The 14,392-nt window shown below is 42.3% G+C and carries 10 protein-coding genes and 1 pseudogene; 6 read left to right on the top strand and 5 right to left on the bottom strand.

Annotation, left to right across the window (positions count from 1 at the left end; genetic code table 11):
- Positions 1-258: transposase (locus HMPREF0106_RS00510; protein ID WP_009041267.1), on the top strand; the 258-nt coding region annotated here is incomplete at its 5' end.
- Between the two features lie 11 nt (positions 259-269).
- Here HMPREF0106_RS00510 and HMPREF0106_RS00505 read toward each other — a convergent pair.
- The 4 genes from HMPREF0106_RS00505 to HMPREF0106_RS00490 form a co-directional block, all read right to left on the bottom strand.
- On the bottom strand, positions 270-2,411 hold the full coding sequence (locus tag HMPREF0106_RS00505) for a KamA family radical SAM protein (protein WP_009041268.1): 2,142 nt from the start codon (positions 2,409-2,411) through the stop codon (positions 270-272).
- Positions 2,412-2,895: 484 nt separating this feature from the next.
- Complete coding sequence (locus HMPREF0106_RS00500; protein WP_009041269.1) at positions 2,896-3,528, bottom strand: hypothetical protein; 633 nt, start codon at positions 3,526-3,528, stop codon at positions 2,896-2,898.
- 111 nt (positions 3,529-3,639) lie between these two features.
- Positions 3,640-5,028, bottom strand: coding sequence for an alanine/glycine:cation symporter family protein (locus HMPREF0106_RS00495; RefSeq protein WP_009041270.1), 1,389 nt, complete (start codon positions 5,026-5,028; stop codon positions 3,640-3,642).
- Positions 5,029-5,054: 26 nt separating this feature from the next.
- Positions 5,055-5,702, bottom strand: coding sequence for a helix-turn-helix domain-containing protein (locus HMPREF0106_RS00490; protein ID WP_004314088.1), 648 nt, complete (start codon positions 5,700-5,702; stop codon positions 5,055-5,057).
- 147 nt (positions 5,703-5,849) lie between these two features.
- On the opposite strand from HMPREF0106_RS00490, the gene HMPREF0106_RS00485 reads away from it, so the two are divergent.
- Positions 5,850-6,026 (top strand): histone H1, encoded by a 177-nt coding sequence (locus HMPREF0106_RS00485; protein ID WP_004301965.1) that lies wholly within the window; start codon positions 5,850-5,852, stop codon positions 6,024-6,026.
- 91 nt (positions 6,027-6,117) lie between these two features.
- Here the strand turns inward: HMPREF0106_RS00485 and HMPREF0106_RS00480 are convergent, their stop codons facing one another.
- A complete protein-coding gene (locus HMPREF0106_RS00480) occupies positions 6,118-7,866 on the bottom strand; it encodes an ATP-binding protein (RefSeq protein ID WP_009041271.1) in 1,749 nt (582 codons plus the stop codon).
- Between the two features lie 150 nt (positions 7,867-8,016).
- Between HMPREF0106_RS00480 and HMPREF0106_RS00475 the strand changes: the two genes are divergently transcribed.
- The 4 genes and pseudogenes from HMPREF0106_RS00475 to HMPREF0106_RS28385 form a co-directional block, all read left to right on the top strand.
- Positions 8,017-8,955, top strand: coding sequence for a tyrosine-type recombinase/integrase (locus HMPREF0106_RS00475; RefSeq protein ID WP_009041272.1), 939 nt, complete (start codon positions 8,017-8,019; stop codon positions 8,953-8,955).
- A 374-nt stretch (positions 8,956-9,329) separates the two neighbouring features.
- On the top strand, positions 9,330-11,927 hold the full coding sequence (locus HMPREF0106_RS00470) for a collagen-like protein (protein WP_157133830.1): 2,598 nt from the start codon (positions 9,330-9,332) through the stop codon (positions 11,925-11,927).
- Between the two features lie 567 nt (positions 11,928-12,494).
- Positions 12,495-14,051 (top strand): ATP-binding protein, encoded by a 1,557-nt coding sequence (locus HMPREF0106_RS00465; protein WP_004316203.1) that lies wholly within the window; start codon positions 12,495-12,497, stop codon positions 14,049-14,051.
- Positions 14,052-14,236: 185 nt separating this feature from the next.
- A pseudogene (locus HMPREF0106_RS28385) lies at positions 14,237-14,392 on the top strand (DDE transposase); the annotation flags it as partial.

Raw genomic sequence — 14,392 nt, forward strand, 5'->3', positions numbered from 1 at the left:
AACAGTTATTACACACGCAAGAAGAAACATAAGCTATTCTGCAAGCGTGCAGGAATAGAGCCGACTATCGGGCATTTGAAATCAGACTTTCGTTTAGGACGCAACTTTTATAAAGGTGTGTTCGGGGATGTTGTCAATCTGCTCTTAGCCGCAGCAGCGTACAACTTCAAAAGAGCCATGAGGGTTCTTTGGCTACTTGTTGAAAAAATCTGCGGGACACTGTTTTCTTGCAATATCCCGCAGATGAGTACTTTTTAAGGGACGACTAATTAGTACTTATTACTTATTTCTAAATTACTCATTTTATCAGTAGTGCGGAAGGGGAAATCAGGATACTCGTAAAGACTGAAGCGAGGTTCGGTTTCTCCTTTCGTATAATTCCAGATAGAAGCATAATCTTCCGGATCTTCTCCCATCTTGGCTAATTGGCGCAGATAAGCGGCCAGTGATTTATTTTCTACAATATAAATCTGTCCCATCTGGTCGATAATCGGGCTATGATGACGAGTGCCGTCATGTTCGAAGCGTAGAATCCGTTTTCCTTCTTCCGTCAGTCCCACCAATTGGAAGGTCATACTCTTACCGATAGCCGGCAAATTCAATACACTGCGATCCGTAGCAAGGAAAGGCAAATGATGTTTTCTCATGAAATGTCTTAATTGCTTGGCAACATCTTCTTTCGTCTCCTCTTCCGTTCCGACTTTCGTCTCTAATATTTTGTATAATTCCTCCGCCTGTTCCAGTGTCATCCGACCATAAATCTTTTCCTCCTGTTGTTCCTGCATCGAACGGCTGTTGGGAGCAAATACTGCATAATTCTCATTGAATCCCTTCACCGAGAAAGTATAATAACATACCACGCCCAATGAATTGAGCACCTGGCGAAGCCGTGTCGTATGTCCCCGACGCGAAGCAGCCACTGTATATACCAACTGATTCGTGATGATCCATCCGGCAGAAAGAATCTTCCGAATCGCCTCTTTAGCTTCAGGCGTGACCTCCAGCGGAGTCTGAAAATGAGTCTGGATAATAAACTGTTTCACCCCGATAGCCGAAGCCTTTTCTTTGAATTCCCGCAGAATATCCACCAATCCGTCATTGATACGCATCGGCAAATAAGCCAACAACCGTGACCCCAGCCGTACTCGTTGCAATTCCGCATATTTCTCTCCTTCCGGTCGTTCGAGATTTGCCTTCTGCTTGCGTACCGCCATCCGATACACCGCATCCAAAATATTCTGAAGCGTCTTATTCTGACTCATCAGCGCATCGCCCCCTGTAATCAGAATATCCCGCAACTGTGTATCCTCTTCAAAATAAGTCATCAACCGGCGCAACTTACGATCCCATGACTCCTTCGGGCGTAAAGACTCAAACTCGAAATTCAATCGTTCGCTTTGGAAATCATACATCCGCTGGCAAGAAGCACAAAGTCCCCCGCAAGCCCTTCCCATCGTGTCAGGAATGAGAATAGCCACCTCCGGATACCGGCGATGAATATTATGTCCGTCCGGCAGAAGCCATCCCGCAGCATTAGGTTTACCAACCTCCACAATATCCTCCTTTTCCCACGCACGAATATTTCCATACGTCTCCACCAATCGTGGCGAATACAGAATATAACTCCGGATAGCCTCATCATTATACCCATATCCTGTAATATTGAGTAGCGATAAATAATAAGGAGTCGCAAAAAACGGCATTCCCTTCTTCCGTGCCCGATAAAGCAAATACATCGTCTCCGAAGAAAGAGAATTCCCCAGGAACCGATTCAGTTCTCCCGGACTCTTCACAGCCATCGCCAAGTGAAAGCGGAAATCATTCCACCACTCACTTACCAACCTGTATTTCTCCTCATAACTCATTCCCTCCTCAAAGTGGAAACGAACCGAAGGCTTCGACTTCCTGTTCTCAATCTTCTGAATCAGCAAGTGCAACATCCGCTCCTTATTTTCATCCCGTATCTCCCGTACCTCTTCATCCAGTCCGGTTTCCCACCGGTCATTCCGACTTTTGATACGCTGCGGTGACGGCAAAGGCACAACTTCTCCCTTCAACCGTTTAAACATCTGAAAAATTTCAATAAACAAATCCGTCGGCATCTCCATATTCTCCAACGTCCCCGTCAGAAACTCATAAAGCAGCCGAATAGTCTGTACTGACATATCCTGTCCCGTAGACAGTTCATGGACATTCTGCCCATCATAATGGAGTAAGAGTCGAATTTGCTCCCTCGCCTCCTCCGCAGCTTCGTTTTCTATCCTGCAAGTCTCTAACAACCGCAGTATTCCAGTCTTGAAATCCTCAACAGTAGAGCTCTTATCCGCTATCTCCACTATCTCCGGAATCTCCTGACCATAGATTTGTTTCAACTGTGAAAAAGTAAGTGTAAGCATTTTCTTTTGTTTCATAAGCAATCTATCAATTTTTAAATTATATAATAAGCATTTTAAGTTTGAACGACCTCCCTTCCCCCGAACTATATGTCTCAAATCCCGAACAGCATCTCATCCCCTAAGTATCCTCCATCCATAACCTACCAACATAATCATCAAAGCGCAACATAATACACAATCACACCGCATAGCACTCTACACTGCATAGCACTCCACGCCGCATGGCCTCCCGGCCTCGTCTGCACGGCGTCAAGCGGAGGTTTCATTCCCGGCGTTAAGAAGGGCAGACTGTTTGAGCGAAGCGAGTTTCTGCCCTTTAGCCGGGGATGAGACCGGAGTAGCCGGGCAGACGCAGCCTTGATTTTTTCTTTTTGGTACTTTTTCTTTTGTATCAAGACAAAAGAAAAAAGTACATAAAGATAACAAAAAAAGCGGAAGTACAAAACCCCCGCTTTCTCTATCATATTAATCTTTACGCTTTTCTAACATTTAACGCGACTTATTTTTTCGTTTCCGTGTCGTCATCCTTCCGTTTCGGTTCCTTCTTGGCAAGTAGAACGATATTATACACATAATCCGTCATCCACTGCTCCGAGTATCCCAGACGCTCTTTGTATTGGCGGATAGCCGCAGCCGTCTTATGCACATCATCCGCTTTCCATACCGTCTTGGTGCAAACATCATGCACCGTCTTCTGCGTCATGCCATACAGAGCCTTTTTAAAGATCGACGGCATACGGAACTTCCACTGCATCAGATTTCCCATCAACATCATCAGATCATTAGAAAATCCCTGATACATGAACAAATAAGATTGAATATCATTTTGAGTGCGGCAGTTACGTTTTACGGAAGCGTCGATTTCCTTGAAGAAATTCTCATTCAGCCCATAATCCTGCATCAGCATTTTGCGTGATGCAGACTTTTCGGCCAATCCCAGTTTACCGTTTTGAGTAGGCACTTTAAACAAACGTTTGAAGTTAGCTACGTCCGGCAAGAATCGGATATTGGTGATACCTAAGTTTGTGGCGATCACTGACTGGAAATACACCCGGGTCAGTGAAATGAAATCTTCTACATTGCCGACTTTCGTTTCATCGGATTTTTTCTTGAATAAACCAAATAAGCCCATTGTTATATTTACAATTTTACAATTTACAATTTACTATTTGAGTGCGTGGAAGGTATATAATATAACTACCATCTGTCAATTTCCGTGCAAAGGTACAAAAACAGTTGGTTTTCACCAACATTCCAAGTCCTTTTCGATGTCCGGCATAGACTCTTTCTTAAAAACAGGACTTTGGATACCGGCTTTCTTTTGTGCCCGGTAATCATTTAACAGGCGGATCGCATATTTTCCAAGGAAGAGGATCGCGATCAGATTGCAGATAGCCATTAATGCCATAGTGACATCTGCCAGGCTCCATACCATATCCAATGTGGCAAGTGACCCGAAGAGCACCATGCCGCCCACTAATATCCTGTAACCATGAAGCACCCACTTCCGGTGAGTGATAAAGCGGATATTGGCCTCCCCGTAATAATAATTTCCCAGAATACTGCTGAAAGCGAAAAAGAAAAGAGCCACAGCAACGAAGACGCTGCCCGAAGAACCGATCTCGTTCGTCAATGCCTGTTGAGTCAACTGCACCCCATTGGTCGATCCATCCAGCGGAGCACCACTAAACAGAATGATAAAAGCCGTACAAGTACAAATCAATAATGTATCCGTAAATACTGCCAAAGTCTGTATCAATCCTTGTTTCGCGGGATGACTGACATGAGCCGTGGCAGCCGCATTCGGAGCCGATCCCATACCGGCCTCATTGCTGAAGAGTCCTCTCTTGATACCTTGCATCAATGCCATGCCGACTCCTCCTGCCAGTGCCTGTTCCCAACCGAAAGCATGACTGACAATTAGCGCGATGACGCCCGGTAAATGAGTGATATTGAGTATAACAATCACCAGCGCCAACCCCACATATCCCAATGCCATAACCGGCACGATAATGCTGCTGACACGGGCAATGCGTTGAATACCTCCGAAGATGATAACCAACGTCAGCAATGTCAGTACCCCTCCCAATATAATATGATTGACCCCGAAAGCATGCTCCGCAGCAGCACAGATGGTATTGCTCTGTACAGAATTGAAAGCAAAACCGAAAGTGATGCTTATTAATATGGCAAAAAGCATTCCCATCCACGGTTGCTTCAATCCCTTCTTCATATAATAAGCAGGACCTCCGATGAATGAATCCTTTCCGCGTATTTTGTATAATTGCCCTAAGGTAGACTCGATGAAAGCACTCGAAGCCCCTAACAGTGCGATGACCCACATCCAGAAAATAGCTCCGGGACCGCCGATAGCGATGGCGGTAGCCACTCCCGCAAGATTTCCCGTACCCACACGGCTGGCGATAGAGATAGCGAATGCCTGAAAAGAAGATACATGTTTCTCTCCCTGCTTCCCTTTGCCCGCAGATTCGCTTAACAGTACGATCATTTCGCGAATCATGCGGAATTGTACGAAGCGTGTCCGTATGCTGAACCAGACAGCACATCCCAATAACATGATAATCAGAATATAGGTCCAGAGTATGTCGTTAATCTCGTTGATAAAGGTCATAGTTAAGTATTAAGTATTGTTTGTGGTTATTCGTTTTTTATTCGGAAGTAGAATTTATGATTTTCGAATACGGGTTCCACAATATCATAACGAACAAATTTGGCGAGCAGATGTTCAGCGGCACGTCGTGAAAGTCCGGTTTGGCGACAGTAGCGGTTGAGTGAGAGTAAAGTGCCATGCTCCAGTTGTTCGAGCAGGAGCTGTTCACGTTCGGTGTAACGGATCAGTTCGCCACGGGGGCTGTCGCTCTGTTGCCATACACGGAGATGTATAGGTGTTGCCAGAATATTTTCATCCTTGATGCGGAGATAGGCTAGAGGTTTCCCGGTTTCGTCTTTGGCGTAAACCGGTTTATGCGGAGTTTCTTCGATGGTCGCTACCAACACTTGTCGTCCCTCCACTATATATGTTTGCAATGTGTATTCCACTTCCGGCACACAATAAAGTTGTGCGGCGGCTTCAATCATATATTTTTCTTCTTCGGAGCGTACTCCCGCGATTTTTCCATTGTCTTTTACGCCAATAAGTAATCTTCCTCCGTCCGTGTTGGCAAAAGCCGAGAGTGTTTTGGCAATTTTGCGTGCGTCGGAAATTTCGAATTTAAAGTCCTGTTGCTGGTGCTCCCCTTCAGCAATCAATGCATGTATATAATCGGTATCTGTAAGCAGTTTCATGGCTACAAAGGTAGGTAAAAATGGTGAAAAGCCCCTTTTTTAGATATTTTTCGAAGAATATTTCAAAAAAAATATTGATTTTATGCTTTTATTTCGGGAAACAGTGTATTTTTGCGGCACATTATTAACGAAAAAAATAAAAGGATTATGAAAGAATTGGTAGAAAAGGTAGCAGCTCTGTATGCTGACTTCTCAAAAGATGCTAACGCACAGATCGAAAACGGTAACAAAGCAGCAGGAACTCGCGCTCGTAAAGCTTCTTTGGAAATCGAAAAAGCAATGAAAGAATTCCGTAAAGCATCTTTGGAAGCTTCTAAGAAATAATTTAGAAGACTACTAAGATATCGAAAAGGGGCTGTCTAAACTTGTTAGACAGCCTCTTTTATTATAATACATGAAAATATATACACGAACTTTAAACTTCTTCGCACACCACCATTTTCATCCCTTGATAAACGACTATAATTTTGTGCAGCGTCGTTGTTCCGATTGCTTTTTGCACCGTTTCACTGGCGGCATAGCGGTTGGCTTGTGTGATAGCCTCTTGCCGGAGTTGCTCCACCTTTTCGTCACTATCCTTTCCTTTGGCATACTTCAGTTCGATAATGTAGGAATGGAGCATATCTTTATAAATATCCAGTAAGGGAAACATGAAAATGTCGGCATATCCTTCCTGATTCTCCTGTTCGGAGATGGGGCGATAGAAACGGTTCTGTGCGGTCATAGCCAACGTAAATCCATGTACGTATGCTTCGCCTTTTTGCTTGTCGCGCTGGGAAGAATATCGGTGCAGACATTCGGCAATATAGTCGAAGTAGGCTTTCCAGTCGCCACGATAAGCCATAGCGGATGCCAGTTTCCCTTTTTCCCAGTTGTCAAAGCGGAGGTCCGCTTCGTTGTAGGTATCTAATAAGTAACTGTACAATTGTTCACGCACTACTTGATTGGGAATAGTCAACTTCGTTTCTCCTTCTAAAGTACCGCTGATAGTCAACATTCCGAAATAGAATAATAGGCTGGTAAAGTTATCCGGTTCTGCAACTGTTTCGGCTGGAAAACCTGTTTTCAATTCGCCGGTGACATATCCCTGTTGCACCAACGTCTGAATGGTCGAGGCATCATGAGCAAATTCTTTGTCTTTGCGGATCAACATTCGTAGTTTGTTGTAATCCACGCGGATGTTTTCTTCTACCATATTACGTGGCATATAGCCTCCATTCCGGATGTAATTATCCACAAAGTAGAGTACCATATTGGAGTTGTACATTGTAGTGCTGCCATAACTTTGTTCTGCAAAACAGTAATTATCATACCAGGGCTTCATGGCTTCTATCAGCTCGTCGGTAGAGTGGTGAAACTGGCAGGTAGTGGCATAATAATCCAGCATTGCGCGCACCTCTTCTTCGTTGAATCCGGTCATTTCATTAAATTCCGGAGAGAGCGAATAATTGGTGCCGATATTGAATCCGCTGGTGAGATCGTCCATTGTGACGGGGCTGACACCTGTTACGAAGCAACGTTTGATCGTAGAATAAGTGCCTGCTTTCACCGTATCGAAGAAGCTGCGCAGATAACCTGTTCCGTGCGTTTCGCTTTTATAATCTTCGAGGCAGGAAGGTTCTGATAGGATTTTGTTTGTAAAGTGGTCGTATTCATCAATGAACAGATAAATCTGCTGATTGGTTTTGACACATTCTTTATATAGATAATCCAGTTGTTCTACGGCTCCCTTTTTCTTATTCATTTCTTCCTTTATCCCTTCGGGAAGATATTGGGCGTAGACATCGCAGAAGAAATTGAATTCTGTGTTGCAATGTGCGTCCAATGATTGCCGGTAACTATTCAATTCGGCATTAACTACGGCAAAGTTCAGATAAATGATGAGATATGAATTTCGTTCGGGAGTGGGATGCTTTCCTATGTACAGGTCGCCATACCATTTCTCAAACTTGTCCGCTTCTAATATGTTATAATAATGGTGGAGCATGGAGATCGTTAAGCTCTTTCCGAACCTTCGCGGGCGAATGTAAAAGAAATACTTGTTCGCGTTCTCTATAAGCGGGATATAATGTGTCTTGTCCACGTAATAACAGTCGTCTTCGCGGACATCGATAAAGTTCATCATTCCGTACGGAATACGTTTGCGCTTTACTGGTTGGTTCATAACTCTTTCATTTTCTCACAAAAGTAACAATAAAAAATGAATATTGATGGATGGCAGTTATATAAATGATAGAATATCTTTGGAACTATCCGGGTGGTAATAGTGAGAATACTTGTATCTTTATTGTCGAATAAATTAATAAATTGAGAAATGTTGAAAGTAGTAACATTTATGAAGCAGGTAGCCATGGGGCTACAGATGGAGGGAAACTTCGGTACTGCGCATGTTTATCGTAGCAGTCTGAATGCCATCATTGTTTATTGTGGGGAAGAAGATTTGCTTTTTAGTGAAGTAACTTCGGAGTGGCTGAAGGGATTCGAAGTTTACCTTCGTAGTCGTGGTTGTAGCTGGAACACCGTTTCCACTTATCTGCGTACGTTTCGTGCGGTTTACAATCGTGCCGTCGATCTTGGGAAAGCTCCTTATGTACCTCATCTGTTCCGTTCTGTTTATACCGGTACTCGTGCCGATCATAAACGTGCGTTGTGTGATGACGATATGAAGAAGGTGTTTGCAAAATTATCTCGTACGTCAGGTGTGCCATTTGCTGTATGTCAGGCGCAAGAGTTATTCATTCTGATGTTTTCGCTTCGTGGTATGCCGTTTGTCGATCTCGCTTATTTGCGTAAGAGCGATTTGCGTGATAACGTAATAACGTATCGCAGACGTAAGACAGGACGACCATTGTCGGTGACATTGACTCCCGAAGCGATGATCCTGGTGAAGAAGTATATGAATCGTGATCCTTCTTCTCCCTATTTATTTCCGTTGTTGAAAAGCCGTGAAGGAACTAAAGAGGCATATCGCGAATATCAGTTGGCATTGCGCAGCTTTAACCAGCAGTTGATGTTGTTAGGTGAATTATTGGGATTATCCGATAAATTGAGCTCGTACACCGCCCGCCATACCTGGGCTACGACAGCTTATTATTGTGAAATTCATCCGGGCATTATTTCCGAAGCGATGGGACATTCGTCTATCACTGTGACGGAGACTTATCTGAAACCTTTCCGGAGTAAGAAAATTGATGAAGCAAATAGACAAGTTCTTGACTTTGTGAAACGCTCTATTGTGGGTGTAAACGCTTGAAAATTACTCTGTTACTTTGTAGGTAACGGGAATGAATATCGGTGCAAATATGAGCATATTTCTTAAAACAACCAAACGAAATCATACATTTTTTCTAATAAACTACTCAAAATAGGAATTAACCAAATAAAACACGCGGATTCTTTGTATTAGGGCTTTGTTAACTTCTAAATTTTTGCAAAAGATCTTCTTCCCTCTACTGCCTTTCAGAAGCAGGGGTAAAAAAGTTTCATTGCTTATCGTATCATTTTTCAGTATTGACTACTCCCGAAGAGCAGGCACAAAGGTTTCTCCGTTACCTACAAAGTAACGGGCGGTCTATTATTGAAACTTAGTGTTTAATAATATATTATTAATGTAATTTTTAAGTAGTTATGAAGAAAAATTTTGTTAGGGTAATGCTTTTCGGGGCATTGACGCTTGCTACTGTCACTTATGTAGGCTGTAAAGACTATGATGATGACATCGACAATCTGCAAACGCAGATTGATGCCAATGCGGCAGGTCTTGCTGAACTGCAAGCAAAAGTGAATGCAGGTAATTGGGTAACAGACATTAAAAGTATCACTGGTGGATTTGAAATTACTTTCAACAATGGAAATAAATATTCTATTGTGAATGGTAAAGATGGATCTGTCGTTGAAATTGGAGAAAATGGAAACTGGTTTATAGACGGTGTTGATACTGGGAAACCGGCACGAGGTGAAAAGGGTGAGACCGGTGCTACTGGTCCTGTCGGTCCTGTTGGCCCCGAAGGTCCTGTTGGTCCTGTTGGTCCCGAAGGTCCTGTCGGTCCTGTTGGTCCCGAAGGTCCTGCTGGTCCTGCCGGAAAATCTCCTTTTATTGGTGATGGAACAGGTGAATTTGAAAAAGATTATTGGTATTTCTATGATGACGCTACAGATAAATGGGTGAAAGGTGATTATTCGTCAGCCACTGTTTATGCTGTACAGAATGAGGGATTACCTAGCTTTACTCTACATGTAAAAGATAAAACTACTGGAACAGAATTAACAACTATTCTGCCTACTGCAGCTTTGATTAGTAGCCTTGAAGGAGTGACTATTGAGAATGGTAAAATCACTGCAGGCGGAACAAAGGAACTTAAATTAAGTTATGCTCAATGCAAAGCTGATTTCACTTTTGGTATGGAGGATGAGAAAAAAGAATTTAAGAAAAATGACCTGTTAATAACTAATTCCGGCGTGTTGAATGCGTTGATTAATCCAGTAGGTCCTGACTTTACTGATAGCAAATATCAAATCTATTTGATGAATTCTCAAAATGAAGCTAATTTTGTTATCTCTAAGATTGAACAAAATAAAACTGCAAAACCATTGACACGTGCTACCGAAGCCAAAGTGAATCGTGGTGTTTACGACCTTACTGTTACACTAAAAGATGGCTTGAATTTGGAAACTGCCCTTCCTGCAGATGAAGCATACGCATTCTGTACAAAAGACGCATGGAACAATGAAATAATCTCTGCTTATGATGTTAAAATCAAACCGGAAGCAGTTACAAGTGCTACTAAACTGGTAGATGCAGCAGTGTCCGCAAAAGTTGGTGAGGTACAGGTTTTGGATGACTTGGCAGCTGCAGCTACCACCACTCCTATGGATTTGAGTACAGTCTATGCATATTATTATAAGTTGGCAGCCGATGCTCCTGAAGGTGTAACATTGGGGACGAACGAAGCCGGCAAACAAACCATCACTTCTACCAAAGGGCAAGAAGCAAAGGTTGAAGTCTGCTATATAACTACAAATGGTATTCCTTTTGATGGAGAAACTCATGAGGGCATTGATTATTCTAGCGTCGGTGGCTCCTCTGCTCCGGCTAAACTGACTGTCACCTTCAAGCAAATAGAAACAAAATCTTTGGCAGCACAGACGGTAGTTTGGAATAAATCAGAAAAATCCGACATTGCTGTGTCAGCAGCTAATATTAAGGCAATCAAAGACGCTATTACTACTGCTAAACTTGCTAGCTCAACTGCCACGGCTAACGATGGAGATAAAGTGAAGTTTAGTGGTATTGCTTCTGGTGATACTAAATATGATAACCTGAAACTGACAGTAACCGCTGCATACAAGGGTACTATGGAAGCCGTATTGACAGTTGACGTTGACGCAACGAAGCAAATTGTATTCAAATTACCGGTAACTGTTGATTATAAGACGCCTGTATTTACAAAAACTTCAGGTATGTGGACTGAAGATGGCAAGGTGTCTCTTCTGATTAATGAAACTAAGAATGCTGATAAGATTCAGAGCATCAGTCTCGAAAGAGAAATGGGCTCAATCTTTACTACATGGAACGCTATTACTGGCGGAGTTACTTCAGGTATATACAACAGCATTACGTATGATGTTGACAAGAATGGTGACGATCATGTAGGAAGTGTAGCTAACGATAAGTTCACAGTAGACATGGCTCACGCTAAAGACAATATGGCATTCTCTGTAGATGTAAATTGTCAGCCTAACGATGCTACTGAACCTGCTTCAATTGCTAACCAAAAGATTCAATTCATCTCATTATCAGAATTGCTTAAATCGGAATTTGGTGCAACGGACGCTAAAAAAGGTATCACAACAGCGTATACAGCTGAAACCATAGATTCAGAGATTGATGTATTAGGTGACATTGTATGGAAAGACAGAAAAGGCAAGGCAATGTGGCCGACTGCAGATAATAACACTTATGACACTGGTACTTTGACTACCGCTGACGCTGTTCTTGCTCTTTATGGATATTCTATTAAGGTAGAACTAAGTGACAAAACTAACTTCAAGTTTGATTCTACTGGACAGAAATTGATATTAACAGATGCTGGTAAGGCCTTGAAGGGTCTTGTGAAAGATTTGGTAGTGACAGTTACTATTACTCCTTCAATCAGCTGGAGCGCAACATCTCCTGCACCTGTGGTGAAGACAGTAACATTCCCTACTGCTCTCTTTGCGGATTAATTTGAAATCCTTTAATGTTCTATTAGATAGCTCCTCTATATTTGCCTCTGGCAGAGGTGGGAGCTATCTCTAGAATGATATAACATAATAGGAGAGCCCGTGCTTGTTGAAGTGCGTTCTCTCCATAAATATGAAACCCTTCTTCACCGAAGTGTGAAGATTATATGTTGAGAAGTGACAAAGCGAAGAGACACAGCTTGTGAAAGTCCATCCTTCCATCTTTGTTCTTCTATTAGAAAAGGGATGCCTCCCCACATTTCCTACTGGCATCCCTTTTATCTTTACTCTTGGGACGTCTTTTTTTGTTGTACTAGAATCAATTGCTAGTCGCCCATTTCCCTATAGGTAAAGGAGACGTCCTCAAGATACAGAAAGCCCGAGCTTGCGAAAGTCCGGGCTTTTCGTAATTTTGTGCAGTCATTATCCCCTTATTTTATCGTCCCTAAGTTTCCGGGGAAATGTGCAGAATGAATGATTGAAAAGAATCTTTTAACCTGCCATGACAAAGATTTCTATTAAAAATATATATCTTTGCAAGAAAGGCATTGATTAATAAAAGAAGAGAATATGAGCCATAAAATTTATCCGATCGGTATTCAGAATTTCGAAAAAATTCGTAATGACGGTTATTTCTATATTGATAAGACAGCACTGATGTATCAAATGGTAAAGACCGGAAGTTATTACTTCTTGAGTCGTCCGCGCCGTTTCGGAAAGAGTCTGCTCGTCTCCACCTTAGAGGCCTATTTTCAAGGAAAGAAAGAACTGTTTGAAGGGCTGGCTGTGGAAAAACTGGAAAAGGACTGGATCAAATATCCTATACTGCATCTGGACCTTAATATCGAGAAATATGATACATCCGAAAGTCTGGATAATATACTTGATAAATCGCTGACAGCATGGGAAAAACTATATGGTGCCGAGCCGTCCGAACGTTCGTTTTCCTTGCGTTTTGCCGGTATCATAGAGCGCGCTTGTAAGTTGGCGGGGCAACGTGTGGTTATTCTTGTCGATGAATATGACAAACCCATGTTGCAAGCCATCGGTAATGAAGAATTGCAAAAGCAATTTCGGAATACATTAAAGCCTTTTTATGGAGCGCTTAAAACAATGGACGGTTGCATCAAGTTTGCATTCCTTACCGGTGTGACAAAGTTTGGCAAAGTCAGTGTGTTTAGTGACTTGAACAACTTGGATGATATATCCATGTGGAATGAGTATGTCGAAATCTGTGGCATTAGCGAGCGTGAAATCCACAACAATTTGGAAACAGAGCTTCATGAATTTGCTGCTGCGCGCGGAATAACGTATGATAAACTTTGTGAAGAGTTGAGAGAGTGCTATGACGGTTACCATTTTACGCACAATTCTATTGGTATGTACAATCCGTTCAGTTTGCTTAATGCTTTCAAACGTAAGGATTTCGGCAGCTATTGGTTTGAAACGGGCACACCGACCTATCTGGTGAAATTGCTGCAAAAACATCATTATGACTTGGAGCGGATGACGCATGAAGAAACCGACGCCCAAGTATTGAATAGCATAGACTCTGAATCTACTAATCCCATTCCGGTGATTTATCAGAGTGGCTACCTCACCATTAAAGGGTATGATGAAGAATTTGGAATGTATCGGTTAGGTTTCCCGAATCGTGAAGTAGAAGAAGGATTTGTCCGTTTCCTGCTTCCTTATTATGCGAATGTAAATAAGGTAGAATCTCCGTTTGAAATTCAGAAATTTGTTCGTGAAGTACGTTCCGGCGATTACAGTTCTTTCTTCCGTCGCTTGCAAAGCTTCTTTGCAGATACCACCTACGAAGTGATTCGCGATCAGGAATTGCATTACGAGAACGTGCTTTTCATCGTTTTTAAACTGGTCGGCTTCTATGCCAAAGTGGAATATCATACAAGCGAAGGACGCATCGACCTTGTCTTGCAGACAGACAAATTCATCTATATCATGGAATTTAAACTGAACGGTACGGCAGAAGAAGCATTGCAGCAGATAAATGACAAGCATTACGCTCTTCCTTTCGAGATGGATGAACGGAAACTCTTTAAAATAGGAGTAAATTTCAGTGCGGAAACCCGTAATATTGAAAAATGGATAGTTGAAGAAAAATAGATAAAACAAAAAGGCGGCTCGTTTTGACCGGGCCGCCTTTTCTGTTTATTTGAGGGATATTCCTAAAATAATAAAATTTAAGGCAACTAATTCATTGCGAGTTAGTTGCCTTTTTTGTATCTTTAAGCATTCCCCCCAAAAAACGGTTTGACGGCCAAAACGGGGGTAATTAAAAATAAAAACACATGGTAAAGATACAAAAAATCTCAGAAATCGAACCTTGTTTAGGTTTTACCGAGTTCGATATGCTTAAAAAATATCGTCAAAGTTTTGCGACGAGTGAATTAGGTTGCCTCCATTCTCTGTTCCCTTTCTCGGAACTGGCCCGACAAATGCATTTG

Origin of the sequence: Bacteroides sp. D22 (assembly GCF_000163675.1) — a bacterium.
Lineage (GTDB): Bacteria > Bacteroidota > Bacteroidia > Bacteroidales > Bacteroidaceae > Bacteroides > Bacteroides xylanisolvens.

Excerpts from the sequence above, each read along its gene's own strand:
- HMPREF0106_RS00480 (WP_009041271.1), bottom strand. The coding sequence starts at position 7,866 with ATGAACCAACCAGTAAAGCGCAAACGTATTCCGTACGGAATGATGAAC.
- HMPREF0106_RS00465 (WP_004316203.1), top strand. The coding sequence starts at position 12,495 with ATGAGCCATAAAATTTATCCGATCGGTATTCAGAATTTCGAAAAAATT.
- HMPREF0106_RS00505 (WP_009041268.1), bottom strand. The coding sequence starts at position 2,411 with ATGAAACAAAAGAAAATGCTTACACTTACTTTTTCACAGTTGAAACAA.
- HMPREF0106_RS00490 (WP_004314088.1), bottom strand. The coding sequence starts at position 5,702 with ATGAAACTGCTTACAGATACCGATTATATACATGCATTGATTGCTGAA.
- HMPREF0106_RS00475 (WP_009041272.1), top strand. The coding sequence starts at position 8,017 with ATGTTGAAAGTAGTAACATTTATGAAGCAGGTAGCCATGGGGCTACAG.
- HMPREF0106_RS00500 (WP_009041269.1), bottom strand. The coding sequence starts at position 3,528 with ATGGGCTTATTTGGTTTATTCAAGAAAAAATCCGATGAAACGAAAGTC.
- HMPREF0106_RS00495 (WP_009041270.1), bottom strand. The coding sequence starts at position 5,028 with ATGACCTTTATCAACGAGATTAACGACATACTCTGGACCTATATTCTG.
- HMPREF0106_RS00485 (WP_004301965.1), top strand. The coding sequence starts at position 5,850 with ATGAAAGAATTGGTAGAAAAGGTAGCAGCTCTGTATGCTGACTTCTCA.
- HMPREF0106_RS00470 (WP_157133830.1), top strand. The coding sequence starts at position 9,330 with ATGAAGAAAAATTTTGTTAGGGTAATGCTTTTCGGGGCATTGACGCTT.